General features: G+C 45.2%; 17 protein-coding genes, 1 tRNA gene and 1 pseudogene. 14 read left to right on the plus strand and 5 right to left on the minus strand.

What is annotated here, in order from left to right:
• From B2089_RS10080 to B2089_RS10115, 8 genes and pseudogenes are all read left to right on the plus strand, one after another.
• Positions 1-483 (plus strand): annotated as a pseudogene (locus tag B2089_RS10080) (methyl-accepting chemotaxis protein); the annotation flags it as partial.
• Positions 484-652: 169 nt separating this feature from the next.
• Entirely contained in the window at positions 653-2,761 is a 2,109-nt protein-coding gene (locus tag B2089_RS10085; protein WP_296320863.1) for a methyl-accepting chemotaxis protein, read from the plus strand.
• Between the two features lie 134 nt (positions 2,762-2,895).
• A complete protein-coding gene (locus B2089_RS10090; RefSeq protein ID WP_296320860.1) occupies positions 2,896-4,269 on the plus strand; it encodes an MATE family efflux transporter in 1,374 nt (457 codons plus the stop codon).
• 95 nt (positions 4,270-4,364) lie between these two features.
• Positions 4,365-5,126 carry a response regulator gene (locus tag B2089_RS10095; RefSeq protein ID WP_296320857.1) on the plus strand — a complete coding sequence of 254 codons (762 nt, stop codon included), beginning with the start codon at positions 4,365-4,367 and terminating at the stop codon, positions 5,124-5,126.
• A 22-nt stretch (positions 5,127-5,148) separates the two neighbouring features.
• On the plus strand, positions 5,149-8,049 hold the full coding sequence (locus tag B2089_RS10100) for a HAMP domain-containing hybrid sensor histidine kinase/response regulator (protein WP_296320852.1): 2,901 nt from the start codon (positions 5,149-5,151) through the stop codon (positions 8,047-8,049).
• 6 nt (positions 8,050-8,055) lie between these two features.
• Positions 8,056-11,772, plus strand: coding sequence for a DNA polymerase III subunit alpha (gene dnaE, locus B2089_RS10105; RefSeq protein WP_296320848.1), 3,717 nt, complete (start codon positions 8,056-8,058; stop codon positions 11,770-11,772).
• A gap of 69 nt (positions 11,773-11,841) precedes the next feature.
• Entirely contained in the window at positions 11,842-12,441 is a 600-nt protein-coding gene (locus B2089_RS10110; protein ID WP_296320845.1) for a YggT family protein, read from the plus strand.
• Positions 12,442-12,506: 65 nt separating this feature from the next.
• Positions 12,507-14,780, plus strand: a complete 2,274-nt coding sequence (locus tag B2089_RS10115) for an ATP-dependent DNA helicase RecG (RefSeq protein ID WP_296320842.1) — start codon at positions 12,507-12,509, stop codon at positions 14,778-14,780.
• Between the two features lie 99 nt (positions 14,781-14,879).
• Here the strand turns inward: B2089_RS10115 and B2089_RS10120 are convergent, their stop codons facing one another.
• Positions 14,880-15,716, minus strand: a complete 837-nt coding sequence (locus B2089_RS10120) for a sigma-70 family RNA polymerase sigma factor (RefSeq protein ID WP_296320840.1) — start codon at positions 15,714-15,716, stop codon at positions 14,880-14,882.
• 465 nt (positions 15,717-16,181) lie between these two features.
• Here B2089_RS10120 and B2089_RS10125 point away from each other — a divergent pair, with 465 nt between their 5' ends.
• Both B2089_RS10125 and B2089_RS10130 read left to right on the plus strand, forming a co-directional pair.
• Positions 16,182-17,558 (plus strand): MATE family efflux transporter, encoded by a 1,377-nt coding sequence (locus tag B2089_RS10125; protein WP_296687144.1) that lies wholly within the window; start codon positions 16,182-16,184, stop codon positions 17,556-17,558.
• 20 nt (positions 17,559-17,578) lie between these two features.
• On the plus strand, positions 17,579-18,913 hold the full coding sequence (locus tag B2089_RS10130; protein WP_296320834.1) for an MATE family efflux transporter: 1,335 nt from the start codon (positions 17,579-17,581) through the stop codon (positions 18,911-18,913).
• Here the strand turns inward: B2089_RS10130 and B2089_RS10135 are convergent.
• Positions 18,903-19,655: an acyl-[acyl-carrier-protein] thioesterase gene (locus tag B2089_RS10135; protein ID WP_296320831.1), complete on the minus strand. Its 753-nt coding sequence runs from the start codon at positions 19,653-19,655 to the stop codon at positions 18,903-18,905. The two genes, B2089_RS10130 and B2089_RS10135, sit on opposite strands and share 11 nt — an antisense overlap.
• An 82-nt stretch (positions 19,656-19,737) precedes the next feature.
• Here B2089_RS10135 and B2089_RS10140 point away from each other — a divergent pair, with 82 nt between their 5' ends.
• Together B2089_RS10140 and B2089_RS10145 are read left to right on the plus strand one after the other, a co-directional pair.
• Positions 19,738-20,577 (plus strand): hypothetical protein, encoded by an 840-nt coding sequence (locus B2089_RS10140; RefSeq protein ID WP_296320828.1) that lies wholly within the window; start codon positions 19,738-19,740, stop codon positions 20,575-20,577.
• A gap of 36 nt (positions 20,578-20,613) precedes the next feature.
• Complete coding sequence (locus tag B2089_RS10145) at positions 20,614-22,692, plus strand: methyl-accepting chemotaxis protein (RefSeq protein WP_296320824.1); 2,079 nt, start codon at positions 20,614-20,616, stop codon at positions 22,690-22,692.
• A gap of 103 nt (positions 22,693-22,795) precedes the next feature.
• Here B2089_RS10145 and radA read toward each other — a convergent pair whose 3' ends face one another.
• The 3 genes from radA to epsC form a co-directional block, all read right to left on the minus strand.
• A complete protein-coding gene (gene radA / locus B2089_RS10150) occupies positions 22,796-24,151 on the minus strand; it encodes a DNA repair protein RadA (protein WP_296320822.1) in 1,356 nt (451 codons plus the stop codon).
• Positions 24,152-24,162: 11 nt separating this feature from the next.
• Positions 24,163-24,510 (minus strand): NusG domain II-containing protein, encoded by a 348-nt coding sequence (locus B2089_RS10155; protein ID WP_296320819.1) that lies wholly within the window; start codon positions 24,508-24,510, stop codon positions 24,163-24,165.
• Positions 24,511-24,751: 241 nt separating this feature from the next.
• A complete protein-coding gene (gene epsC / locus B2089_RS10160; protein ID WP_296320817.1) occupies positions 24,752-25,597 on the minus strand; it encodes a serine O-acetyltransferase EpsC in 846 nt (281 codons plus the stop codon).
• 138 nt (positions 25,598-25,735) lie between these two features.
• Between epsC and B2089_RS10165 the strand changes: the two genes are divergently transcribed.
• Together B2089_RS10165 and rpmG are read left to right on the plus strand one after the other, a co-directional pair.
• Positions 25,736-25,808, plus strand: a tRNA-Thr gene (locus B2089_RS10165).
• Between the two features lie 39 nt (positions 25,809-25,847).
• Positions 25,848-26,024, plus strand: coding sequence for a 50S ribosomal protein L33 (rpmG, locus tag B2089_RS10170; RefSeq protein WP_191014272.1), 177 nt, complete (start codon positions 25,848-25,850; stop codon positions 26,022-26,024).

Genomic DNA, 26,024 nt, shown 5'->3' on the forward strand with positions numbered 1-26,024 from the left:
GCAGATGAAATCCGTAAGCTCTCAGAAACCTCTACGGCTCAGTCAAAGACAATCGGTGACCAGCTTAATAACATCAAAGATTCAATCAATTCTGTCGTTTCGGCTTCTGGTGAGTCAGCTGTCGCATTCGAGGCTGTTTCCCGCAAACTTGAAGAGACAGATGCCCTTGTCATGCAGATTAAGGCCGCAATGGAAGAGCAGAATGAAGGTAGCCAGCAGATTACCGAGGCTCTTCACAATATGAATGACTCAACCGTCGAAGTCCGAAACGCTTCTTCTGAGATGGAAGAAGGAAACCAGATGATTCTCAAAGAAGTGCAGCAGCTTCAGAACGCGGCGATGGCGATGAGCCAGAGCATGGAAGAAATGTCAGTTGGTGCGCGAAAAATCAACGAGACTGGCGCGGCTTTGAGCGAAGTTTCAAATCAGATTAACGAATCAATCGGCAAGATTGGCGAGCAGGTTGATCAGTTCAAGGTCTGATATAGTGCGTAATTCATAATTCACAATGCATAATTTCGGGACTTGCTTCGGCTTGTCCCTTTTTTTTACCGAAATTCTCCGCCTTATCTTAAATTTTTATTGAAAATGGAGATTTTTTGCTTTATAATAAAAATTTAGACACAGTTTTTCAATTTTTATAGGAGTATTTATGGCAAAAGATTCGCTTAAGGAAAAACGCTCCAGCTTGATTAAGCGATTGCTCGTTTTTGTAGGCGCAGTCATAGTTTTATTTAATGTTGTTCAGCTTTTATTTGTTACTACGAATGCAAAAAGAGATATCGTGGCAGAAAATCTTGGCATGTACGAGAACATGATGGACGGTTACACGGCAGCCTTGCAAAACAGTATCAACGCTTATTACAAGGAACTTAATGGTTACATTCATGCAGATATTATGGAAAGTGGCGACATCGATGCCTGTTTTGAATGGCTTCAAGACCCTGCTCATAACGATATGCGCGGTGATTTTGACTATGTAATGGTTACAGGTCCTGACGGAAAAGCCCGCACTGATTTAGGTGGAATCACGGATATTGCCGAAAGAGATTATTTTCATGCGATAATGAAAGAAGGTAAAGAGGAATACATCGATAATCCTGTCATTGGAAAAACAACGGGAAAGGCTGTATTCCATATTTGCCGTCCTCTCAAAGATAAAAATGGTAAAACCTTTGCTATGATTACAGGCGTTATCAATGTTGATGCAATCACGGCAGAAATCAACCAAATCAAAGTCGGCGAAAATGGTTTTGCTTATTTGCTTGCAAGCACTGGTATGGTAATCGCTCATCCTCAAAAAGATTTGATTATGAACCGTAATTTTGTCACGGATAACGGCATGAGCGAGGAAAATGTAAAAATCGCTAAAGCAATGGTTAACCGTGAGCGTGGCGAAGGCTGGAAAAAGTCAAATCAGCATGCCGGACAGGATTTGATTATTTATCGTCCTGTCGAAGGAACTCCTTGGTCATTTGCGCTTTCAATCCCAGACAGTCAGATTTATGATTTGGTCAACAATATCCGTACTCTTATGATTGGCTTCGCAATTTTCACAGTTCTTGCCTTGATTTTAATTTCCGGATTCCTCTTGCTCCGCTCGCTCAAACCTTTGCAGATTGTTGAGGGTGCAATTTCGGGAATCGCTTCAGGAGACGCAGACCTTACAAAACGAATCGAAATCGACTCAAACAACGAAATCGGCTATGTGGTCAAAGGTTTCAACGCTTTCGCCTCAAAATTGCAGACAATCATCGGCGATGTAAAATCTTCAAAAGACGAGCTTATGGTAGCCGGCGAGAACCTTTCTGGGGCAACTCAGGACACATCTTCTTCTATTACACAGATTATCGCAAACATCGACTCAATGAAGCATCAGATTGACGGCCAGAACCAGTCTGTAAACCAGACGGCAGGCGCTGTAAACGAAATTGCCTCAAACATCGAATCCCTTGAGCGCATGATTGAAAGCCAGTCATCAGGCGTAACTCAGGCTTCTGCTGCAGTCGAGCAGATGATTGGAAACATCTCTTCTGTAAACGGCTCAATGGAAAAAATGGCTCACTCATTCAGCGAGTTGCGCTCTAACTCACAGGCCGGTATCGCAAAACAGAAGGCCGTTAATGACCGAATCACTGAAATTGAAAGCCAGTCAGAAATGCTTCAGGAAGCAAATGTGGCAATCGCGGCAATCGCAAGCCAGACAAACTTGCTTGCTATGAACGCCGCAATCGAGGCTGCTCACGCTGGCGAGGCTGGTAAAGGATTCGCAGTCGTTGCAGATGAAATCCGCAAGCTTTCAGAAACTTCAACGGCTCAGTCAAAGACAATTGGTGACCAGCTTTCAAACATCAAGGATTCTATCAATTCTGTCGTTACGGCTTCTGGTGAATCTGCAACCGCATTTGAGGCAGTTTCTAAAAAACTTGAAGAAACGGATGCCCTCGTTATGCAGATTAAGGCCGCAATGGAAGAGCAGAACGAAGGTAGCCAGCAGATTACAGAAGCGCTTCACAATATGAATGACAGCACTGTTGAAGTTCGCAATGCATCAACAGAAATGTCAGAAGGCAATAAATTGATTTTGAAGGAAGTACAGATGCTCCAGAACGCTGCAATGGCAATGAGCCAGAGCATGGAAGAAATGGCAATCGGTGCCCGCAAAATTAACGAGACTGGCGCGGCTTTGAGCGATGTTTCGAACCAAATCAACGGCTCAATCGCTAAGATTGGCGAACAGGTCGATAAATTCAAGGTCTGATTACGCTGACACTCCGTGCAGCATAATTCCTGTAAGGGGTTGTCCGTTTTATTTCGGGCAGCCTCATTTTTTTCAATTCTTTTCTTTACTTAACATTTGTTGACATTTATTTCTGTTTTTTGTAAATTCTTTCCATGCTTAAGAATATCAATGTCTTTGAAAAGGATCCGATTCCGCTTGCGGTTTTAAAGCTTGCCCTTCCAACGGTTTTGAGCATGATTGTCGCCGTTTTTTACAACATGGTTGATACTTTCTTTGTCGGCCAGACTGGGGATGCAAATCAGATGGCGGCGGTTAGCGTGGCAACTCCGGTTTTTTTGTTTTTTATGGCTGCGGGCAATATTTTCGGTATGGGCGGTTCTTCATTTTTAAGCCGGGCTCTCGGTGAAAAAAAGTACGATAAGGCAAAAAATATCAGTTCATTTTGTCTCTATGCAGGAATCGCAACGGGCATTGTCGGCATGATTTTTATGCTCACTTTTATGAGGCAGATTCTTGAAGCGGTCGGTACCAGCGAAAACACTTTCACTTATGCAAAGGAATATCTCTCATGGATTGCTTATGGCGGCGTGGCTATTGTCGTTTCAACCGCATTTACAAATCTTGTGCGGGGTGAGGGAGCGGCACAAAGCGCCATGAAGGGCATGATGCTGGGAACTGTCGCCAACATTATCCTTGATCCAATCTTCATCCTTGATAAATTCCTTTTTATTCCCTGCTTGGGGATGGGTGTTGCTGGAGCGGCTATTGCCACCGTCATCGGAAACCTTGTTTCTATCGCGGTTTTCTTCTGTCATGTTCTCTCAAAAAATTCCGTTCTTACCCTCAGTCCCAAATATTTTGCCATGCGGCATGGAATCTTGAAGGGCGTTTTTTTAATCGGTCTTCCGGCTTCTCTCACGAACATTCTCATGAGTTTGAGCAATATTCTCACCAATAAATTCCTCGTCACTTATGGCGATGTAAATGTAGCGGGCATGGGAATCGCTATGAAGGCGAATATGCTGGTTATTTTCATTCAGCTTGGAATTGCGGCGGGAATTCAGCCCCTTATCGGTTATACATTCGGCGCAAAGAATTTTAAGCGAATGAAGTCAGCCATGAAGTTCGGAATGCTTTGTAATATTACGGCGGGCGTTTCCCTTACGGCTCTCTACTTTATCTTTACGGAAAACATTATTTCTGTCTTCATCAGTGATCATCTCGTTATTGAGGCAGGAATCCGTATGCTTCGCGCTCTTATGGTCTCAAGCCCTGTGGTCGGAATCCTCTTCATGTTCAATTTTTCTTTCCAGGCTATGGGAAAGGCTCTTCCTTCTCTCGCCCTTGCCGTAAGCCGACAGGGATTTGTCTTTTTGCCGTCGATTATTCTCTTGAACATGTTCCTCGGCCTTGAGGGAGTCGTCCTTGCCCAGCCAATCGCAGACTATGTCTCAATTTTTATGGCTTTCTGTATGTTCCTTTATATGAACCGGGGATTTAAAAAGATGGAGAATTCTGCTGAATAAGACAAAATATAGATTTTTTTATTCAAAATCTCTAAAAACTATGTAAAAATCACTAATTCGTGGTATAATTAAGTGAATTCTAATTTGAGGTTTTTATGGAACGAAGTGTTTTGTTTGTAAGCGAAGCTCAGAATTTTTTAGTCACGGCCATGATAAAGGCTTTAAAAGATGCCCGTTTTGAAGTGTCTACGGCAGAGCCTGACATGGTCGAAATTTCGCTTATTCAAAATATTCCTGATATTTATATTGTTTATCTTGAGGGCGATTTAAATAAATTCAACGGCACTCTCAAATATCTTAAAAAACTTGTTACCGAAGAGGGCAAGGACAGGGTTCTCTATCTTATCGGAAATCCCATGGAAATTGAGGCTGCATACGAAGTTTATCCTAAAACTCTTGTTTCTGCGGCATTCACTCGCCCGGTAAACACTCAGGATGTCATCAAAAAGCTTAATATGCTCATCACGAGCGAAGAAGGCGGCACTCCAGGTCACAAAAAGATTCTCGTTGTTGATGATGACAGTGTTATGCTTCGTACCATGAAGACTTGGCTTTCGCGCAAATATGAAGTTTACATGGCAAATTCAGGATTGAATGCGCTCCAGTTCTTGGGACAGAATCATGTCGATTTAATTCTTCTTGATTACGAAATGCCGGTCGCTTCTGGTTTGCAGATTTTTGAAATGCTCAAGCATGATGTAAATCTTTGTCATATTCCAGTTATCTTCCTCACTTCGAAAGATGACAAAGAGACTGTCATGAAAGTTCTTGCGGCTGGTCCCGAAAAATACATGCTAAAATCAACTGAACCGGATTTACTTCTCAAAACGGTCGATGACTTCTTTAAAGGCAAGTAAATTTCCATTGTGAGGCAAAATAATGGAAAAAAAGGATTTTAGTTCTGTTTTCTTTATGCGCGATTCAAAATTCCAGCGAACGATTCCTCTTTCGATGGTGATTTGCCTGATTCTTTTGCTTTTAATAGAATTCTTCTGTACGCCAACTGATTCTTACTTGTATGGCATGATTTCCGTTCAGAATATTTGCTATTTGCAAGTTATTCCAGTCATGCTGCTTACTTCTCTTTCTGGCTACACGGTGGGACCTGTGGTCGTGCTTGCGTATTTTTCTGTCGTGTGCATGGCTCGGCACAATCTTCCTTATCATGCTTTCGTGCTTTTAGCGGCTTCTCTTATTGCGAATCTTCCTGTTGCGTATCAATGGTACAAAAGTTTTTGGAAAACACTTCTCACGACGGTCATTGCGGCTCTGATTTTGGGAAATGGATGGCAGTTTCTTAATCTTATTCTTGAGGCAAAAAAAGCCCATTTCGGATCAGAAATACATCATTTTTTGTATGCTTTGCCTTCCTGCTTTACCGTGTCGGTACTCATGTATTTATTTACAAATTTTGTTCCTCAAAAAATCCGTAGCTTCTTTTTTTGCAGTGTTTATGAATCCACAAGTCTTGCAGAATTACGGGCTACTATTGCAAAAAGAAAAGGTCAGAAAATCAGCGTAAAAGTCACTGGAATGATAGTTTCTGAAGCGATCATTCTTATCGTGGCGAGTTTTGGTTTTGCTAATGGACTTCTTTCTGAATTCAAGATTTTTGATGATTGGGCTACTATTGTTTTTGCAACGCGACTTACGATTTTAATGGCGATTATTGCCATTCCGATTGTGCTGGTGATTTATACTTACGCCAATCTGAATATCACTCATCCGATTGCGCTTATGGCAAAATCTGTGGAAGACAGTAATTTTTGCAACATTACGGAACATACTCGCGATATTCCGCGGCTCGACATCAAATCGCTTGAGCTTCCCAACAAAGATGAAATAGGCGTACTTTACGATTCTTTGGTGGATATGCTTTCAACCACCGAAAGCTATATCAAAAATCTTGAACGCTCACAAATGCTTGAGACTCAACTGGCAACGGCAAAAGCAGCCAGCAAGGCAAAATCTGACTTCCTTTCAAACATGTCCCACGAAATTCGTACTCCGATTAATGCGGTTCTTGGTTTAAATGAGATGATTTTACGGGAGAGTAAGGACAGTGAAATCACCCGCTATGCAAAAGATATTGAGAATGCAGGAAAGGCGCTTCTTTCAATCGTAAACGATATCCTTGACTTTTCTAAGATTGAAGCCGGTAAGCTTGAGATTATCCCAACGAATTACGATTTAAGTTCTGCTGTCAATGATTTGGTCAATATGATTTCAAAAAGGGCAGAAGACAAGCATCTTAAATTTTATGTCAGCGTTGAGGCTGATACACCGCATAATTTGTACGGAGATGATGTTCGAATCAAGCAGTGCTGCCTGAATATTCTTACGAATGCAATTAAATATACCAACGAAGGCTCTGTTTCTCTCAACATTACCAGCAAAAAGGTTGATTATTCCCATGCCATGATTACGGTTCATGTCGTAGACACTGGTATTGGCATCAAAGACAAGGATATTCCAAAACTCTTTACGGCATTCCAACGCATTGAGGAAAAGAGAAACAGAACGATTGAGGGAACTGGTCTGGGATTAAACATCGTTCAGAGTTTGCTTAATCTTATGGATTCAAGGCTTGAAGTTGTGAGTGTTTACGGTGAAGGCTCTGATTTTTCATTCTCGGTCATGCAGGGAGTTATCGACTGGGAGCCAATCGGCGATTTCAAGGAAACTTACCGCAAAACGGTTGAAAATACGGTCTCTTACCATGAGCTTTTCACGGCTCCAAAGGCAAAAATCCTCGTGGTTGACGACACGGAACTTAATCTTACGGTCGTAAAAGGTCTTTTAAAGCAAACGAAAATCCAGGTGGACACGGTTATAAGCGGATACGATGCTTTGGAAGCCCTTCAAAAAACGCATTACGACATTGTTTTCCTTGACCACCGAATGCCAGGCATGGACGGAATCCAGACTTTCCAGAAAATGCTTACGCTGGAAAATAACCAGAGCAAGGGAGTGCCTGTTATTGCACTTACGGCAAATGCGGTTTCTGGCGCAAAAGAGATGTTCCTTACAACTGGCTTTACCGATTACATGACAAAGCCAATCGAAGGTAAAAAACTTGAAGAGATGATTATGCATTATCTTCCACAAGATTTAATCGAAAATGTAGAAATTTCTATGGAAGACGGAATCATGACTCTTGATGAAAACGGCGAGGTGGAGTCAAATCAGGCTGAAGCCGAACGGGAGAAATTTTCTTCGGTTACGGGAATTTCTCTTGACGATGCCCTTAAATACACTGGCGGCGCAGATGTTTTGGAGCAGACTCTTAAAGAATTTTACAAAAATATCGACAAAAAGGCCGGTGAAATCGAAAATTTTGTTGAGCAGAAAGACTGGCGAAATTACACGATTCTGGTTCACGCGCTCAAAAGTTCAGCCCGCTTGATTGGAGCCGAAAAACTCTCTGAAGACGCAAAATATCTTGAAAAATGCGGTGACGAAGAGAATGTGGCAGAAATCACAGAAAAAACACCCGCGCTCCTTGAAATGTACCGCTCTTATAAAAATCATCTTGCTCCCTTGTGCGCAGAGGAAGATGATGATTCTCTTAAAGAGGAAATGCCCCTTTCTCAGTACCAAGAAGCTGTGGCCAATATTGGTGAATGTGTCCAAGCCTTTGACTATGACACGGCGGATCAGATTATCTTGATGATGAAAGATTACAAAATCCCCGCCGGAAAGAAAGAGCATTTTGAGGCCTTGTGCGAGGCTGTGAGTGCCGTTGACCATGACAAAATTCTAAAAATCGTGTTACAATAATTCCCTATGGCAGATTATCATGTCTTTGAAGGTGCCCCAGAGGGAACACCGGTCGCTAATTTCGTTCATCTTCATGTTCACTCGGATTATTCTTTGCTGGATTCTTGCGCCACACTGGATGCCCTTGTGGCCAAGGCCAAAAGACTTAATATGCCGGCCCTGGCCCTCACTGACCACGGAAACATGTTCGGAGCCCTTAACTTTGAGCATCTCTGCCATGTAAACGGAATCAACCCCATTGTAGGCGAGGAATTTTATGTCGCTTTCGGCTCACATTTAGAGAAAAATTCCGTTCCCTACTCCCATAAAGGCGAGGACGGAGACAGGCAAGCCCGCTATTTCCACTTGATTTTGCTTTGCGAAAATGAAACCGGCTACAAAAACATGAGCTGGCTTTCTTCAATCGCCTACACCGAAGGAACCTGGTACAAGCCCCGAATCGATTTTGAGTTGCTGGAAAAATATCATGAAGGCTTGATTTGTCTTTCTGCCTGTATCGCGGGGGAACTTCCCCAGCTTTTGCTTGCAAACAAGGATGAAGAGGCGAAGGAACTGGCTCTCAAATACAAAAATCTCTTTGGTCCGGATCACTATTACATCGAGTTGCAGGATCACGGCCTTGAAGACCAGAAAATCGTCAACAAAAAGCTCATTGCCCTGGCTCACGAGCTGGATATTCCTCTCGTAGTCACAAACGACATTCACTACATCGAGCAGGAAGACTGGGAAGCTCAGGACTGTCTTCGCTGCATAGGCTTTAAAAAGAACATGAACGAGCCTCACCAGACTATGGGTGGTGACAGGCACGAGTGGTATTTTAAAACCGAAGAGGAAATGCGCCTTCTCTTTCCGGATTGTCCGGAGGCTTACGACAACACGATTAAGATTGCAAACATGTGCAACCTCACGATTCATCAGTACAAAACGATGGAACTCAAAGGCACATTGCCTCGCTTTGCCTTGCCGGAAGAATTTCAGACTCATGGCGATGATTACGCAAAAAATCAGGACGACTATATGCGCCACCTTGTGGAAGAGGGACTTCGCAAGAGGTACAAGGAAATTACGCCCCAAATCCGCCAGCGCTGTGAATACGAAATGGCAATCATTTTGAAGATGGGATTTTCCGGCTACTTCCTCATCGTCTGGGAATTCATCAACTGGTCAAAATCAACCTACGACAATGTGAACAAGCGCCCCAAGCCTTACATGCCTATAGGCCCTGGCCGAGGTTCTGGTGCGGGTTCCCTGGTTGCCTACTGTCTTACGATTACGGATATTGACCCCTTCCGCTACAAACTGATTTTCGAACGATTTTTGAATCCTGAGCGAGTCTCAATGCCAGACTTCGACGTTGATATGGACTTCGACTATCGCCAGGACATCATCCAGCACACGCGGGATTTGTACGGAGACAAAAAAGTCGGTCATATCGTCACTTTCGGTACTTTGAAGCCGAAGAACTGCATCGCTGATGTTGGACGCACTTTGGGTATTCCCCTTTCTGAAGTCAACATGCTCAAGTCAAAGGTTTCAGAGAATTTGAAGGCCAAACTCAAGAACTGTTTCGAGCCGGCCAATGAAAAATTCCCTGACGGCGGACAGCTTGCGGAGTTCAGGCATGATCCACGCTACGAAAAACTCTTTGACCTTGCGCTCAAGCTGGAAGGCTGTAAGCGAAACACAGGTCTCCACGCTTCGGGAATGGTTATCGGCCTTACGGAGCTTCCCAACTGGGCGCCGGTCTTCATGGATTCAAAGACAGGAAAAGTGGGCGTTCAGTACACCATGGACATCATCGAGCCTTGCGGTCTTGTAAAATTCGACTATCTTGGACTTAAAACCCTTTCTCTGATTCGCTATGCGGAGAACATCATCAACAAGCACAAAAAGCCCGGTGAGCCTGATTTTGTCTGCGCAAATGTGAGCGAAACTGACCCGAAAACTTTCGAGCTTTTTAAGCGGGGCGACTCAGCGGCGGTATTCCAGTTCGAATCTCCGGGAATGCAAAAGATTCTGCGACAGTTCCAGCCGGAAAAACTGGAAGACCTGGTCGCTTTGAACGCCCTTTACAGACCGGGACCGATGGATTACATTCCGAACTACATCGACGGAAAATGGAAGCCTGAGACGATTCACTATCCTGACCCCTGCCTTGAGCCGATTCTGAAAGAAACTTACGGCGTTATGGTCTATCAGGAACAGATTATGCAGGTTTCCCAGAAAATCGCGGGATTCTCCCTTGGAGGCGCGGATATGCTCCGCCGAGCCATGGGTAAAAAGAAGCCTGAAGTCATGATGGGAAAAAAAGTTGAATTCGAGGAAGGTGCTGTCAAACAGGGCTTTACAAAAGAACATGCCGATGAAATTTTCGAAATCATGATTCCTTTCGCAGGCTACGGCTTCAATAAGTCTCACGCGGCGGCATATTCTGTCCTCGCATACCGCACGGGCTGGCTAAAGGCAAATAAACCAGCTGAATTCATGGCGGCAAACCTTACAAACGAAATCACCTCTACAGACGGCCTGCCCGCCTACATTGCGGAAGCCCGCCGAATAGGAGTTCCTGTTGATCCACCTGATGTAAACCGATCGGACGCAATTTTCGATGTCGTTGACGGCCACATTGTATTCGGATTCAAGGGAATCAAGGGCATGGGTGACGGTGCTGCCCGAACAATCGTTAAAGAGCGGGAAGCAAACGGCCCCTACAAAGATTTCATGGACTTTTTGATTCGCGTTATCGGGGCAAAAGAAGAGCTTACCCCGGAAGAAAAGGCCGAAGGAAAGATTGCGGGTCGTTCTCCCATCAATAAAAAAGCGGTTGAAGTCCTCATTAAGTGCGGCGGATTCGACAATCTGGGAAAAAATCGTCCGACTTTGATTTCAAATCTTGACCGGGCTTATGCTTATGCCGAAAAAATTGCCCTGGGAAGCGATGACGGTCAGCTTTCTCTCTTCGGAGACACTGACGAAAAAGAATATACCGACTATGTTTTTGAGGAAGTGGAAGATTGTTCCCGCCTGGAAAAACTCAACATGGAAAAAGATTTGATTGGCTGCTATGTTTCAGGTCATCCTCTTGATGATTACAAAAAAGCCTACGACAAGGCAACAGTCAACTCTCTTACGATTGCGCGGGCTGCAAAAGAAGACAAGGCTTTAAAAGACGCCATGCTTGCTGCAAACGGCGGAAATGCATGGAAAGTCAAAAACGCAGGAAAAGTTCATACGGCTGTGGGAATGGTTACTGAGCTTAGAACAATCCGCACCAAGCACGGTGAAGGCCCGGAAATGGCATTTGCGAAATTGCAGGATTACAACGGTTCCTTAGACCTCACTTTCTTCCCTAAAACATGGGAAGTTCTAAAAGGCAAGGTTCAGAACGAGACGGTCTATGCTTTCAAGGGCAAAGTTGATTCCAGCCGGGAACAGCCCAGTTTGCTCGTAGACTCAATCGAAGACCCCAATGTTTTGCAGGAAAAGGCCATTGAGGAAGTGCATATCCAGCTTGAAAGCGGTTTTAATGACGAAAAGCAGATTTTCAATTTAAAGGAATATCTGTTCGGGGCTTCCGGCGCATGTTCCGTTTATTTCCACATCGACACAGGCACGGACACATACATCGTCAAGGCCTCAAACCAGCTTACCGCGCCCGCAACGAAAGAATTTGCCGAAGACTTAAAAGCAATTCCTTTCGTAAAAGATGTTTGGTTCATTTAGCTTCATTTATATAGAATAAATCATGCAATTTTCTTTGTCTTTTTGCAGAGAAAATAGTATATTTATTTTATGAATACAAACGGAATTTTTGCGATTTTATCTTCGGTCGTCTCGATTTATATCTTGCTCTGCTTTATCCGCGTCATGCTTTCATGGTTTCCGGGGGCAGAATATTCTAAATTCGGGCAAGTGCTTTCGCAAATGTGCGATCCATATCTTGACATTTTCCGCCGTCTCCGCTTTTTACGCTTTTCTTCATTTGATTTTACTCCGGCAATAGCTATCTGTGTTTTGATGGCGGCAAGCGCTTTTTTCTCAAGCCTTTCAACGGGGCAGAATTTCCGCTTCTCAACGATTCTTTCAATGCTGGTCATGCTGGTGGGCAACATTCTATTTTCTATTTTGGGATTTTTAGCGCTGATTATTCTCGTGCGATTGATTGTCTATCTTATCGCAGGTGACGGGAATTCCACTTATTCAATCTGGACTGTGGTTGACCGCTCCATTTCGCCGATTATTTTCAGAATTGCCGGAAGTTTTTTCCGCGGACAGTCGATTTCTTTTGTAAAAGCGCTGGTCACTTCGCTTATTACAGTCATCGTCTGTGCCGTCTTGATTGCCTATGTTCTCCAGATTCTTGGAAGATTGATTTCACTTATCCCGTTTTAATTTTTAGGTTCAATTTCGACTTTTGACCTTTTAGATACAGAAAGTAGCCGCAGCAGGAGCTTGCAATGCATCTAACGGAACTGAACAATTCGATTTCTTCTCTGCCGGGAATCGGCGCGGCAAAACAGGCTCTTTTCGCCCGCCTCAATATTTTTACGATTTCTGATTTGCTCCAGTTTTATCCGAGGGATTACGAAGACCGCACCCAAAAAATCACCATTGCCCAGAGCCTTCAAAATCAGACTGGGAAGATTCACACGATTGCCCAGATTGTCGGCCATGAATGGTTCGGCTACGGACGCATGAAAACCTTAAAGCTGATTGCCACGGACGGCACTGGCAAGGTGGAGCTGGCTGCTTTTGGTCGTGCTTTCCTTGAAAAAACTCATCCGGTGGGGCAGATTGTCGCCCTTAGCGCAAAATGCGAGGTCAAATTCGGAAAATACCAGTCCACTTCCTTTGAGCTTTCAAAAATCGCTGATGGCGGAAATCTTGATGCCTTTGAGGGAATCGCCGTTCCTAATAGCCGGGTTTTTCCTGTCTATCCCCTCACCGAAGGTCTGACCAGTAAAATCATCAGCAAGACAGTGCAGGCGGCTTTCAATCAGTTTTGCCTGGGGCTTGAAAACGACTTGCCGGAAGAAATCATCGAAAAACGACATCTCCTTTCCAAAAAAGAAGCCCTGCGACAGATTCACTTTCCCAAAACGCTATCCGAGGCAATCGGGGCGAGAAACACTCTGGTCTTTGAGGAATTATTCTTATTTCAAAAAACTCTGGCCGAGCGGGCAATCGCTCACCGGGGAAAGCTTCCAAAAATCGAGCTGGATTCCGCAGAAAGCCAGCAAAAGCAGTTTTCCCAAGAAGAATTTGACGCCAATCTTTCCACGAGGCAGAAAAATCTCCTCGCCCGGCTTCCATACAAACTCACGGCCGACCAGATGAGCGTAATTGCCCTGATGAACGAGGACATCGACAGAAATTACGGATTTGTAAGCGGGGATTTTAAGGGGCAGCGCCCCTTAGGAGAGGGGGTAGCGACCAACGAAGTGGGAGCGAAGGGGGAGTCGTTCCCCTCCCCACACTATTCAATGCGCACGCTTCTGCAAGGCGATGTCGGCTCTGGAAAAACCCTGGTTTCCTTTTTTGCCGCTCTCCGCGTGATTGACTATGGCGGACAAGTGGCTTTAATGGCTCCAACGGAACTCCTTGCCCGCCAGCACGCTGAAAATGCCGCCAAGCAGCTTGAAACCGTGGGGGCCAGCGTCGCTTACCTTACAGGCAACATCAAGACAAAGGGGCGGGACAATCTTCTTTCTGCCCTCAAAAAAGGCGAAATCAATCTCGTAATCGGCACCCACGCTCTTTTTTCAAAAAATGTTCAGTATCACGACCTTGCCCTTGCAATCATCGACGAGCAGCACCGATTCGGCGTCATGCAGCGTTCGGCGATTCTTGACAAGGGTCGCACTTCTGTCGTCGCCACGGACAAATTCGCCCAGCCGCCTTTCCGTGAGCCAAATCTTCTGATGATGAGCGCGACCCCCATTCCCCAAACGCTGGCGCTCACTGTCTTCGGCGACCTTGATGTCCGCACCATTCACACCATGCCACAGGGAAGAAAGCCCGTAATCACTTATCTTACAAAGGCGGGCAACGAGCGCAATGCCTACGAAGCCGTCCGCAAAGAACTGAACGCAGGCCATCAGGCTTATTTTGTTTATCCGGCCATTGAAGGAAATCTGAGCAGTGATGATGGTGAATTCGGCACTGACTCCTTCGGAAAGCAAAAATCGCCGCTTAAATCAGCCGAGGAAAGCTTTGAATTCCTGCAAAATCAGGTTTATCCCAATTTCAAGTGCGCCTTGATTCACTCTAAAATCGATGAGGATGAGCAGAACCGCATTTTACAGGATTTCAGGGAGAATAAAATTCAAGTGCTGGTGGCAACCACCGTCGTGGAAGTTGGCGTCGATGTGCCCAATGCCAGCTGCATGGTCATCGAGCAGGCAGACAGATTCGGTCTTGCCGCCCTGCATCAGCTTCGCGGACGGGTAGGGCGTGGAAGCGTTCAGTCCTACTGCTTTTTGATTTACCGGGCCAACATCACCGAAAACGGAATCGAGCGAATGAAAGCTCTGCACGAGACTACCGACGGATTTAAAATCGCCGAGGAAGATTTGCGCCTGCGCGGCCCCGGCGAAATCACCGGCACGGCCCAAAGCGGAGAACTGGCCTTTAAAATAGCAAACCTTGCCCGTGACGAAAAAATCATGATGGAAGCAAGAAAAGAGGCCTTCTCTATGATAAGGCAAGAAAACGATTCAAAAGCCTTGTGATGAAAAAAACGGGCGGAGTCGGGGTTCCAAAACAAACTCGCCTGAGCTTTGCTCACTGCGATGTTTGATTTTGGGTTCACGACGGAAGCCCGTTTTTTTTTACGCAACATAAGCTTCAAGTCGTCTTCGTCTTGAAGGTGACTGGAGGGTCTGGACGGCACTTTTCTCAATCTGGCGGATTCGCTCTTTTGTAAGGCCGCATTCGTCTCCGATTTCTTTGAGAGACATTGGCTTGTAGCCGTTCAAGCCGTAGCGCATTCTCAAAACACGCTCTGCCTTTGGCTTCAATGTCTTGAGGGCTCCGTCCACATCCCGTTTGAGTGCGCTTGTAAGGGCTTCCTGCTCTGGCGTGGGGTTGATTTCGTCACGGAAAGTGTCACCGAATACAGCGCCGCCTTTTTCTGCATCAATTGGAGCGTCAAGGCTGATCATATCACGGTTGAAGTTGAGCAAATCGCGGACATAACTTGTCTTCATGCCCAAAATCTTTGCGATTTCTTTTGTCTGCTCTTCTTCTGCCTTGTCGCTTTCCACGAGAGTGCGGGCTTTTTCAATCTGGTAAAGCTCGTTCACCTTGTTTGAAGGCAAGCGGATTGCCCGGCTTCTGTCGCTCAGGGCTTTCTGGATGCTCTGGCGGATCCACCAAACTGCATAAGAAATAAATTTGTATCCTTTTGACACATCAAAATGGTCAACAGCCGCAATGAGACCGATATTTCCCTCGCTGATTAAGTCCATGAGCTCAAATCCGCGGTTCTGGTAGGTCTTTGCAATGGCAACGACAAAGCGGAGATTGGCGTTTACCAGCTTATTTTTTGCCGCCTTAGAGCCAGCAGCCGCCTTAACAGCTAAATCTTTTTCCTCATCCGCGGTCAAAAGCGGGATTCTGTTCAAATCTTTCAAGTAAGCGTCCATTGTCTCGTCGTTGTATTTCATTGCCGTCTCCTGTAAAAATGACTGTCTACACGAAATATTCAGCAAGAATCGTGCCAAGATTTCTTAATTTATAATAGAAAAGGCATAATTCATAAGAATATGGGGGCTTCCCTGCTACGCAGGGTCGGGCTTTCCGCACTTCCGCGCAAAGCGCTCCATTCCTACGCTCAGTCAGGGGCTGCCCAATAAGTATGAGTCATCCCCTTTCTTCGCTTCGGAACGCGCTCCGCGCGGTGCTCCAATCCCTAGCCCGTGAAAGCATCGCAGGCGGGCAGAAAAATCGGGTCAAAAATACACAGTGGCTTTCTTCAAAGTGAAATTTGAGTCATTTTGACACAGAGGATTTTAAATTTTGCATTTTATTTCTTTATCGTTTGCATCAGGAAATTCCCGGTGGGAAGCATGGCCTAGACGCCCATGTTGATTTTTTCTATTCTCCCATGCTAGGATTCTGCTCGTAATCCTATGGCAGACAAAAACATGCTTTTCACTTCCGGGAACATTGCTCCCCGGCTCTTGCGATTCGCCCTTCCGGTTCTTGGCGCGCTTTTTTTGCAGTCTCTTTACGGCGCGGTGGACTTGCTGGTGGTGGGGCAGTTCGGCAATGCGGCAGATGTTTCGGCTGTGGCCACCGGCACCATGATGATGCAGACCATAACTTTTATCATCGCGGGACTTTCCATGGGAAGCACCATTCAGATGGCTCAGGCTATGGGCGCGGAGAAAAACGAAAAGGCGGCGGACATCGTGGGCTCAAGCCTCGTCTTTTTTGCCCTGCTTGCCCTTGTCGTCACGGTGCTGATGATTTTTGCCACACGGCCTTTCGCCCTCATCATGCAGACCCCAGCCGAAGCTTTTGACAAGACACTTTCCTATGTGCACATCTGCTCGGCGGGCACGGTCTTCATCACGGGCTACAATATGCTTGGCTCCCTTTTTCGGGGCGTGGGGGACTCAAAAACGCCCCTCGTCACGGTGCTTGTCGCCACAATCGTGAACATTTTCGCAGATTTGCTTTTTGTGGCGGTCTTCAAGATGGCGTCCTCCGGGGCGGCTCTTGCCACGGTGCTGGCTCAGGCTTTGAGCGTGCTTTTCTGCCTTTTTATCATCAAGAAGAAGGGACTTCCCTTTCCATTTTCCAGGAAGCGCATCCGCTGGAACGGAAGGCTGATTGCCCTTGTCTGCAAGACCGGCGTTCCCCTTTCCCTGCAGGACGGTCTTGTGACCGTTTCATTTCTCGTGATTGCGGCCATAATCAACAGACTGGGACTTGTGGCATCGGCGGGCGTGGGCGTTGCCGAGCGGGTCTGTGCCTTTATCATGCTGGTTCCAGCGGCCTTTTCCCAATCACTTTCGGCTTTCGTGGCTCAGAATGTGGGCGCGGAAAAATATGACCGGGCAAAAAAAGCCCTTTTCTACGCCATTCTCGCTTCCCTTGCCTGCGGCGTGGTCATGGGGGCGGCGGCATTTTTCCATGGCGACTGGCTTTCTGCCATCTTCTCTAATGACGCTTCTGTCGTGCATGCTGCCCACAGCTACCTTAAAGCCTACGCCATAGACACGCTTTTTGTCTCATTCCTCTTCTGTTTTATCGGCTACTTCAACGGCTGTGGAAAAACGGCCTTTGTCATGGCACAGGGAATAGCCGGAGCCTTCCTTGTGAGAATCCCGGTGTCATATATAATGAGCCGAAGCGCAAATCCCACGCTTTTTAGAATCGGACTTGCCACACCATGTTCAACGCTGGTTCAGATTGTCCTCTGCGTGATTGCCCTGGCCATTTTTGAAAGGGGAAGAAGCAAAGAAAAGAAAGTAAGAGGGGAAGACTTCCACCTTTCCTGAATTCTCACTAGAATCTTCTCATGCGACAGCTCTCTCTTACATCAGGCTCAATTTCCCGCAACATGATTCGCTTTTCTCTTCCCCTTGTTTGCACAAACCTTCTGCAAGTGCTTTTCAGCATGGTGGATATTTCTGTGGCTGGGCATTTTGCGGGAACTCATGCCTTGGGAGCGGTGGGCTCAACTCCCCAGCTGCTTTTTCTTTTCGTGGGGCTTTTGATGGGCTTGGGAAGCGGCGTGAACTCGATTTGTGCCTACTACATCGGTGCGAAAGACAAAAAATCCCTCTCGGAGACCATCCACACGGCGGCCATTCTCTGCTTTTCCTCCGGCGTAATTTTGCTTTTGGCAGGCATTATTTTTGCCCGACCAATTCTTTCCGCCATGAATACAAAGCCCGACCTTCTTGACGACGCTATTCTTTATTTTAAGATTTACATGCTTTCCATGCCGGCCAGCGCTATCTACAATCTGGGAAACGGCATTTTCTCTGCGGCCGGCGACACCAAAAAGCCCCTTTACTTCCTGCTTCTGGCCGGCATTTTCAATGTGATTTTAGATTTGCTTTTAGTTATTGCCTTTGGTATGGGCGTGCGTGGAATCGCTTTTGCCACGGTGATTTCCCAGTACATTTCGGCAATCCTCATTATGATTTTTTTGATTCGCCGCAAAGACGAGCTTCATTTTTCTTTCCGCTCCCTTAAAATCGAGAGGGTAAAATGCCTTAAATTGCTTTCGATAGGGCTTCCTGCCGGCTTGCAGAACGCGATTTTTGCCTTTGCCAATGTCTTCGTGCAAATCGGCGTGAATTCCTTTGATTCGGTGATGGTGGCAGGAAATTCCGCCAGCGCAAACATCGATCCCCTCATTTACAATATGATGGCGGGCTTTTATGTCGCCTGCTCAACTTTCATCGCCCAGAATTACGGGGCAAATCTCCAGAGCCGGGTCAAAAAATCCTTTTTCGCTTCCCTTGCTTTTTCTTTCGGAATCGGCCTTGCCCTTGGAATCTTTTTGTTCGTTTTTGGTCGGGAAACGCTCATGCTCTTTACTAGCGACGAGGCTGTCCTTGAGATGGCCCTTCGCCGCAAAAAAATCATGGCATTTTCTTACTGCGTCTCAGCCTTTATGGACACGGCGATAGCGGCCTGCCGGGGGCTGGGCAAAACCCTTATTCCCTCAGCCTTCGTTTTTTTTGGCTCCTGCCTTTTCCGAATCGCCTGGGTTTACACGATTTTTGCTCACTTTAAGACAATCGAATCTCTTTTCCTTTTATATGTATTCAGCTGGGGTATTACCGCGATTTTCGAGACGATTTATTTCATAAAACACTACAGGCTTTCTTTTAGTCATTGAATTCAATCTTCATCTCAAAAACACTGCGCTCGCTTTCTTTAATTGCAACAACCGTTGTGTTTCCTCTAGTCTTTGAGTAAATCCTGAGAGTCTGGCCTTCCTTGCTTTCGCCAGTGTAGTGGACTTCAAGATTCTTAGGCTCGTGGGCCAGCAAAAAATCATCGGTAAAGACATTGATTGCCAGCTTGATGTACTCGATGTTGTTCATGTGATGGGACATGTCGATGTGCTGGGCACGGATTACCTGCTCGTACTTAAAATCTTCCTCGGTAAAATCCGTGTCGAATTTCTCAAAAGGCTCTGTGAAAACCGCCTCCGGGAAATTTTCTTTGGGGTAGTTGAGATTTGTCAGTTTTACGGGGCGGTGCTTTTCCATGTCCAAGACGCAGGCTTCCTGATTGGCGGTGATTAAAGTCTCGCCGTCTTTGCTTTGCAAAATCGTGTTGATGTGGGCTTTGAATCCTGCGTTGTCGATGGGGAAGGTGCTGGCTTCGATTTTCTCCCGCCAGACAGGCCTTTTCTCAAAATGCAGCTTCGATTTGGTGAAGACCCAGAAAGCATTGTATTTTTCCCGATAGATTACGCCGTCACAGCCTAATTTGTTGAAGCATTCTGTGAGATTGTCCTGAACCATAAGGACGGACTGGGCGATTCCCATTTTAAGGGAGCTGTCGATAAAGGCGGAAGAAATGTTCCGTTCCTGTGTAAAAAAATGTTTAAAATCTCCAATTTTCTCGTTCATAACATAAAAATTATATCACAAATTTAAAAATATTATTAAAAAAATTCGCATTTTTCCCTTTTATGCATTAAAATAAAACATTATGACTCCAACAGATATAGAACTTTTTGGTCGAAAAACATTTTTTATTGCACCTGACACATCTTTAATCCCCAAGGCTTATCTCGAGGAATTTCTGACATTAGGTTATCAAACCTTTATTATAAATGATGACTATTCTTGTTCCTTGCAGGCAAAAGTCAAAGAAATCATAAGGCTCTTTCCAGAATCCATCCTTTATTTCAATATTGACGCTTCGGTCGATGGAATTGAATGGCGGTCATATATCCGTTCTTTGCAGGAGTCAATCGGAAGTGAAACCCTCATCGGAGTGTTTTATCTGTCACGCCAGTCTCCAGCGGATGAAGAAGCCATAAAATCTTACTATCTTCGTGATTTAAATGTCAGGGCAGGCTGCTTTGCTCTTTCCGCTCATAATCACAGTGATTTTGATTCAATCCATAAAGTCCTTGAACAGAGTGGGGCTCGTGGTCGTCGAAACCTTGTTCGTGCAAAATGTGACCCATCTAGCAGCGTTAAATTTGAATATAGAGGTTCCTCATTTACAGGAACAATTCTTGATGTCAATCTTTCGCATTTTCGTTGCGATTTGTCTGGTGGCGCAGAACGATTCCAGATTTTTGAAAAAATCCGTGATGCCTCATTGTCTATAAATGGAAGTTCATTCACTTCTGATGCCGTGCTCATCATGAAGCGGAAGGGTGAAAACTCATCCTTGTGTATTTTCATGTTTATAAAACGGGATGACAGTCCTGACCTTGATAAAGATACCGAAAAAGTTCTCAACCAAAAGATTTATCAAATTATCCTTCAGGAAATTACGGAAGAGTTACAGTCCGCTTTCCGAAACTCAGCAAATTAAAATAAGATATTAAAAGTAAAAAAAAGGAGATAGAAAATGTTAGGTATAAAAGGAAAAATAAATCTCGCGTTTTTAAGCGTGATTTTTCTGGCAAGCGCCGGAATCGTAGTTTTTTCTTTCATAATGTCATCAAGGGAACTTTCTTCACAAGTCGATATCGGAAATATGAATCTTGCTCATGCCGCTGCCTCGGATATCCACAATTTGAATGACCGTGAGATGAAAATGCTCCAGTCTCTTGCAAATCTTTCAACCATACGAGACCGCGAAGTCGATTTGCATGAAAAATGGGCTTTGGCGAACAGTGTCATCGAAGGCATGGACGGCTATTTGGGCATGGCAATTTACGATCGGAACGGTGTTGGCTGGACTACCACCGAAAAATACAGTGATTTACATGAACGAGAATACCTTCAGGTTTCAATGCAGGGACAGCCCGCGATTATGGATCCGAACTGGAGTCCTGTCAATGGAAATCTTTCAACATTTTACGCATATCCGGTATATGGCTATGACGGCGAGCAGATTGCGGAAGTTGTAGCTGTCCGAGATTCAGAGGAATTGTGCCGTACTGTCGAAAATATTACAGTCGGCCTGTATTCTCACCCAGTTGTTATCAATGCCCGCACAGGCAAATATGTCGCCCATACAGAAATCGATAAGGTTCGTGAAGGTCTTTCAATCTATGATGATGCCGCTGAAGGAATGAAGCCTCTTCTCGATACTATTACGCAGGGGGGCGATATCGGAACTGGCGTTTACTATGATGAAGTCCGGGGCGAAAAATTCGCAGTCGCATATCAGGCTGTTTTTGAAAGCGATTGGGTCGTTATTTGTGAAGCTCCGTACTCTGATTTCTATTCTGGACTTACCGTCGTTCTTCATAGCATGATTATAATCGGAGTCATTGCTCTTATCGTAGCCTTTATCGTCGGTATATTCGTTGTAAATTTTGCAATCAAACCTCTCAAAAATGTCGGCGTTGCTATTAAAGATATTGCGAGCGGAGATGCTGATCTTACCAAACGAATTTCTGTTCATACAAAGGATGAAATCGGGCATCTCGCATCAGGATTCAATGTCTTTACCGAAAAGTTGCATTCTATCGTTTCGGAGCTTAAGGATTCAAAAGAAGACTTGCATGTGTATGGTGACCAGCTCGGAAAGATGGTTCAGGACAATGCTGACTTCCTTGAGCAAATGGTAAGGTCAATTCAAGGCGTTAACGAAGAGATTTCAAACCAACATGCAAAAGTTGATGATTCTGTCGGAGCGGTTGATACGATATCTCAGGCTGTTCAGGCTTTGCGTGATTTGTTACAGAAGCAGGAGCAGGGAGTTGAGCAGGCTTCTACCGCTGTTACTCAGATGATTGGAAATATTACTTCTGTCTCAAATTCTGTCGAAAAAATGGCAAAAGAATTTGAAAGTCTTCAGGTTGATGTTGATAAGGGTATTACCCAGCAGCACGAAGTTAACAAGCAAATCCAACAGATTGAAGAGCAGTCTAAAATGCTTAACGAAGCAAATAAGGTAATTTCTTCAATCGCTTCCGAAACAAACTTGCTTGCTATGAACGCTGCAATCGAAGCGGCTCACGCTGGCGACGCAGGAAAGGGCTTTGCTGTCGTTGCGGACGAAATCCGAAAACTTTCAGAAACATCCGCTGCCGAGTCAAAAAAGATTTCAGCCCAGCTTAAAGGCATTCTTGGCGCAATTTCTGGCGTTGTAGGTGCCTCAAGTCTTTCGGACCGCTCGTTTACAGCCGTTGCCGAAAAGATTCAGGGTACGGGCAACTTGGTTCGTGAAATCAAACTTGCAATGGAAGAGCAGTCGGCTGGTTCTAAGCAGATTGGCGACGCTTTGAGCTACATGAATGATGCCACGGCGCAGGTTCGCACGGCTTCTGACGGCGTTGACCAGTCTCGTCAGGGTATCATCAGCAATATCGATTCCCTCAAGACTTCATCTGATGTAGTTAAGTCTCAGGTTGAGAGCATGTCGGGCAACATCAAGAATATGGAAGAGTCTGACAGCTCGCTCTTGAACATCACGACATCGATTAACGGTTCAATCTACCGAATCGGAAGCCAAATCGACCAGTTCAAGGTTTGAAAATTACATCCTGTAATTTTCAGAACCAACGAGAAAATTCTGTTCACCTAAAGGCAAACAGAATTTTCTCTCTTTTCTTTTTCGCCGCGTCCATGCGGCGCATTTATTTTCCAAACACCGCCTTCACCAACTCGTTCACGGTGCTCACTTTCTGGGCGCCGTCTTCTTTTTCCGGGGCGGCAATTTGCGTGAAGCCCAAGTCTCGCGCGGTTTTGATTCTCTGCTTTAAGCGGGCTACAGGGCGGATTTCTCCCGCAAGGCTCAACTCTCCCAAAATCACATTGTTTTCTGAAAGAGGAATGTCCGTCCGGGCGGAGTAGAGGGCTGCTGCCAGAGCCGCGTCAATGGCGCTTTCAGTGAGTTTTACGCCACCGGCCACATTTACATACAAATCCTGATCAGAGAATTTAAGGTGAGTCTTTTTTTCAAGGACAGCCGCCACTCGCGCCACCCGATTTGAGTCGATTTTTTCAGAATAAACCCTGCTGATGCTGGCCTTTGCAGGCACGGTAAGGGCTTGAATCTCAACCAAAAAGGCCCGGCTCCCCTCAAAAACGCAGGAATTTGCTATTCCCGAAGGAATTGCCCCTGTCCGCTTTGTGATAAACATCGTGCTAGGGTCTCCCACACCCTCAAGTCCATTTTCTGTCATGGCGAAAATTCCCAGCTCGTCCACGCTTCCGAATCTGTTCTTAATTGCCCGCAAAAATCTGACTTCATCGTCATTTCGTTCAAAAGAAACCACCGTATCCACCATGTGCTCAAGGCTCTTGGGGCCAGCGATAGTTCCTTCTTTTGTGACATGGGCGCTCATTACCAGCACGGAATCCCGCTCTTTTACCCAGCCGATAAGCTCATTTGCGCAATATTTCAGCTGATTCACTGTTCCCGGCACAATTCCCGCCTCAACCGAGTAAACTGTCTGAATCGAGTCGATAATCACGAAAAGGGGGTTCAGGGCCACAAGAGCGTCTTTTATGTCTTCAAGTCTCATCGTACACAGAATTTCGATTCCCTTTGTGTCCAGTTTGAGCCTGTCTGCCCGTCCTTTGATTTGCCCTGCGCTTTCCTCACCGGAAACATAAAGCACTCGTCCTCCAGTGCTTTTGCTGATTGCCGCACATGCCTGAATCATCAAGGTTGATTTTCCGATTCCAGGCTCGCCGCCAATAAGAACCGCACTCCTTTTCATTGCTCCGCCGCCAAGAACCCGGTCAAATTCCGCGATTCCTGTCTCAATGCGGGAATTTTCCTGAGCCGAAACTGTCGCCAGGGGAATCGGCTTGATTTTTTCGGTCGTCGCATTCCCGAAAGCCGCCGCACTGGAATTTGGGTCTAAAATCGCCTCTTCAAGCGTGTTCCACTGACCACACTGGGGGCAGCGACCAAGCCAGCGGGGCTGAGTGTAGCCACATTCACTGCATTTATAAACCGTTGATTTTGCCTTTGTTTTTGCCATTTTTTTTTCTCCTAGTCAATACGAATGAAAATGTCGTTGGGAAGACAAGCCGCCCAGTCATTTTCTTCGGAGACCGCGCCCATGTGAACGCATGTTTTGTTTGTACAGGGGGAATTTTTAAAAAAGGCCCTGCCATCCTGAATCACAATCACAGATTTTCCGATTGCGCCGTCGATTTCAAGCTCGCGGTTTTTTTCTAATGAGTAGATAAATTCTTTTTCTCCGCTGGTCACAAGGAGATGGGCTTGTGCAGAAGAATGAGTCCTTAAAAAAAGAAAGGAAGCCACCGTGACCGAGAGAAAAAGAAAAAGTATAAAAAAATCGACTTTTCGGAAAATCCTGCAAAATGCGAAATTCATTTCTCTTAAAGATAACAAAATTTGCATGAAAAGTGAAATAAGAATTAAAAATCTCTAAAAATCACGAAAAAAAGTGGAGATTTTGGATAAATTAGAGATTTTTTGTTAAAAAATCTTGACAAATAATTAAACTGTGAGTATATTAATCTCAGCTTGTAAAAAGCTGATAAACTCTCTCCGATGTCCAGCTTGCTGGACGGCAGGGCTTTCTTAAAGTGTTACTTTAAGAAAGCCCTGTTTTTTATTTAGCATTGCTGACAGATTCTGTAATCCATGAGTTTCCGCCGATAACCGAACCTTTTCCAATAACAGTTTCTCCGCCGAGAATTGTTGCATTTGCGTAGATTGTAACATTGTCTTCAATGGTCGGGTGTCTTTTACTGTTCTGAAGGGTCTTTTTTACGCTTAATGCTCCGAGAGTTACGCCTTGGTAAATTTTTACATTATTACCGATGATTGTCGTTTCGCCGATTACAACGCCCGTTCCGTGGTCAATAAAGAAACTTTCGCCGATTTTTGCGCCGGGATGAATATCGATGCCAGTTTTTCCGTGCACATGCTCGCTCATAATTCGGGGAATTACAGGAACTCCGCATTCATAAAGGAAGTGGGCGATTCTGTAGACGATGATTGCCTCAAGCCCAGGATAGGAGACTATGACTTCGCCACCACTTTTTGCAGCAGGGTCGCCGTTGTACGCTGCGATGGTATCAAGTCGTGCCAATCTCCTGATTTCTGGAATTGCCTCAATCAGTGCAAAAGACGCTTTTTCTGCAAGTGCAAAACAATGGGAATTCTCAACTTTTGAGTTTGCATCGTGTTGGACTGCTTTGTATGTTAGGGCTTTTTCGATTTCTTTTGTGAGAATGGCGATTATGCGGTTGATGCGCTGTCCGGTGATATAGCGCAGATTGCCAGAATTCAACTCTTCAGCCGTTTTGTATCCTGGAAAAATGAGGCATTGTATGTCATGGAGTACGGAAACCACATTCTCCCGATTTGGAAAATTTTCTGTTCCAGCCTTATTGATTCCGCCATCTTTTTCGTATGAGAGCAAGATGTTGTCTACGAGTTCATCAATTTTCATTTTTATTCTCCATGGCAGTTTTTGTTACGAGAGAATATCATAAAATCAAAAAAAATACTACAATAATCTTGAATTCTCCCGACATTCTCTTGACACAAATCCCCGCGTCAGATATATTTTTTGAACACATCTTTGTGTGCTCTTGTAGCTCAGTTGGTAGAGCACAGCATTGGTAGTGCTGAGGTCAGCGGTCCGATTCCGCTCGGGAGCTAAACCTAATTTTTAAGAATCATATTTAGGAGTAAATAAAATGGGTAGCAAGAAAAAGACAGCGATTGATATTATCGCCCTTCAGTGTACAGAGTGCAAACGCAAAAACTACACAACTACAAAAAACCGCAAGAACATTCAGGGCAAGCTTGAGAAAAATAAGTATTGCCCGTTCTGTCGCAAAGAGATTTTGCACAAAGAAACAAAAGCAAAATAA

This window comes from Treponema sp. UBA3813, assembly GCA_002368605.1.
Classification (GTDB): Bacteria; Spirochaetota; Spirochaetia; order Treponematales; family Treponemataceae; genus Treponema_D.

Coding starts and splice junctions, on each gene's coding strand:
- B2089_RS10115 (WP_296320842.1), top strand. CDS start 12,507: ATGCATCTAACGGAACTGAACAATTCGATTTCTTCTCTGCCGGGAATC.
- dnaE (WP_296320848.1), top strand. CDS start 8,056: ATGGCAGATTATCATGTCTTTGAAGGTGCCCCAGAGGGAACACCGGTC.
- B2089_RS10130 (WP_296320834.1), top strand. CDS start 17,579: ATGCGACAGCTCTCTCTTACATCAGGCTCAATTTCCCGCAACATGATT.
- B2089_RS10135 (WP_296320831.1), bottom strand. CDS start 19,655: ATGAACGAGAAAATTGGAGATTTTAAACATTTTTTTACACAGGAACGG.
- B2089_RS10095 (WP_296320857.1), top strand. CDS start 4,365: ATGGAACGAAGTGTTTTGTTTGTAAGCGAAGCTCAGAATTTTTTAGTC.
- epsC (WP_296320817.1), bottom strand. CDS start 25,597: ATGAAAATTGATGAACTCGTAGACAACATCTTGCTCTCATACGAAAAA.
- B2089_RS10145 (WP_296320824.1), top strand. CDS start 20,614: ATGTTAGGTATAAAAGGAAAAATAAATCTCGCGTTTTTAAGCGTGATT.
- B2089_RS10110 (WP_296320845.1), top strand. CDS start 11,842: ATGAATACAAACGGAATTTTTGCGATTTTATCTTCGGTCGTCTCGATT.
- rpmG (WP_191014272.1), top strand. CDS start 25,848: ATGGGTAGCAAGAAAAAGACAGCGATTGATATTATCGCCCTTCAGTGT.
- B2089_RS10140 (WP_296320828.1), top strand. CDS start 19,738: ATGACTCCAACAGATATAGAACTTTTTGGTCGAAAAACATTTTTTATT.
- radA (WP_296320822.1), bottom strand. CDS start 24,151: ATGGCAAAAACAAAGGCAAAATCAACGGTTTATAAATGCAGTGAATGT.
- B2089_RS10090 (WP_296320860.1), top strand. CDS start 2,896: ATGCTTAAGAATATCAATGTCTTTGAAAAGGATCCGATTCCGCTTGCG.
- B2089_RS10120 (WP_296320840.1), bottom strand. CDS start 15,716: ATGAAATACAACGACGAGACAATGGACGCTTACTTGAAAGATTTGAAC.
- B2089_RS10155 (WP_296320819.1), bottom strand. CDS start 24,510: ATGAATTTCGCATTTTGCAGGATTTTCCGAAAAGTCGATTTTTTTATA.
- B2089_RS10100 (WP_296320852.1), top strand. CDS start 5,149: ATGGAAAAAAAGGATTTTAGTTCTGTTTTCTTTATGCGCGATTCAAAA.
- B2089_RS10125 (WP_296687144.1), top strand. CDS start 16,182: ATGGCAGACAAAAACATGCTTTTCACTTCCGGGAACATTGCTCCCCGG.
- B2089_RS10085 (WP_296320863.1), top strand. CDS start 653: ATGGCAAAAGATTCGCTTAAGGAAAAACGCTCCAGCTTGATTAAGCGA.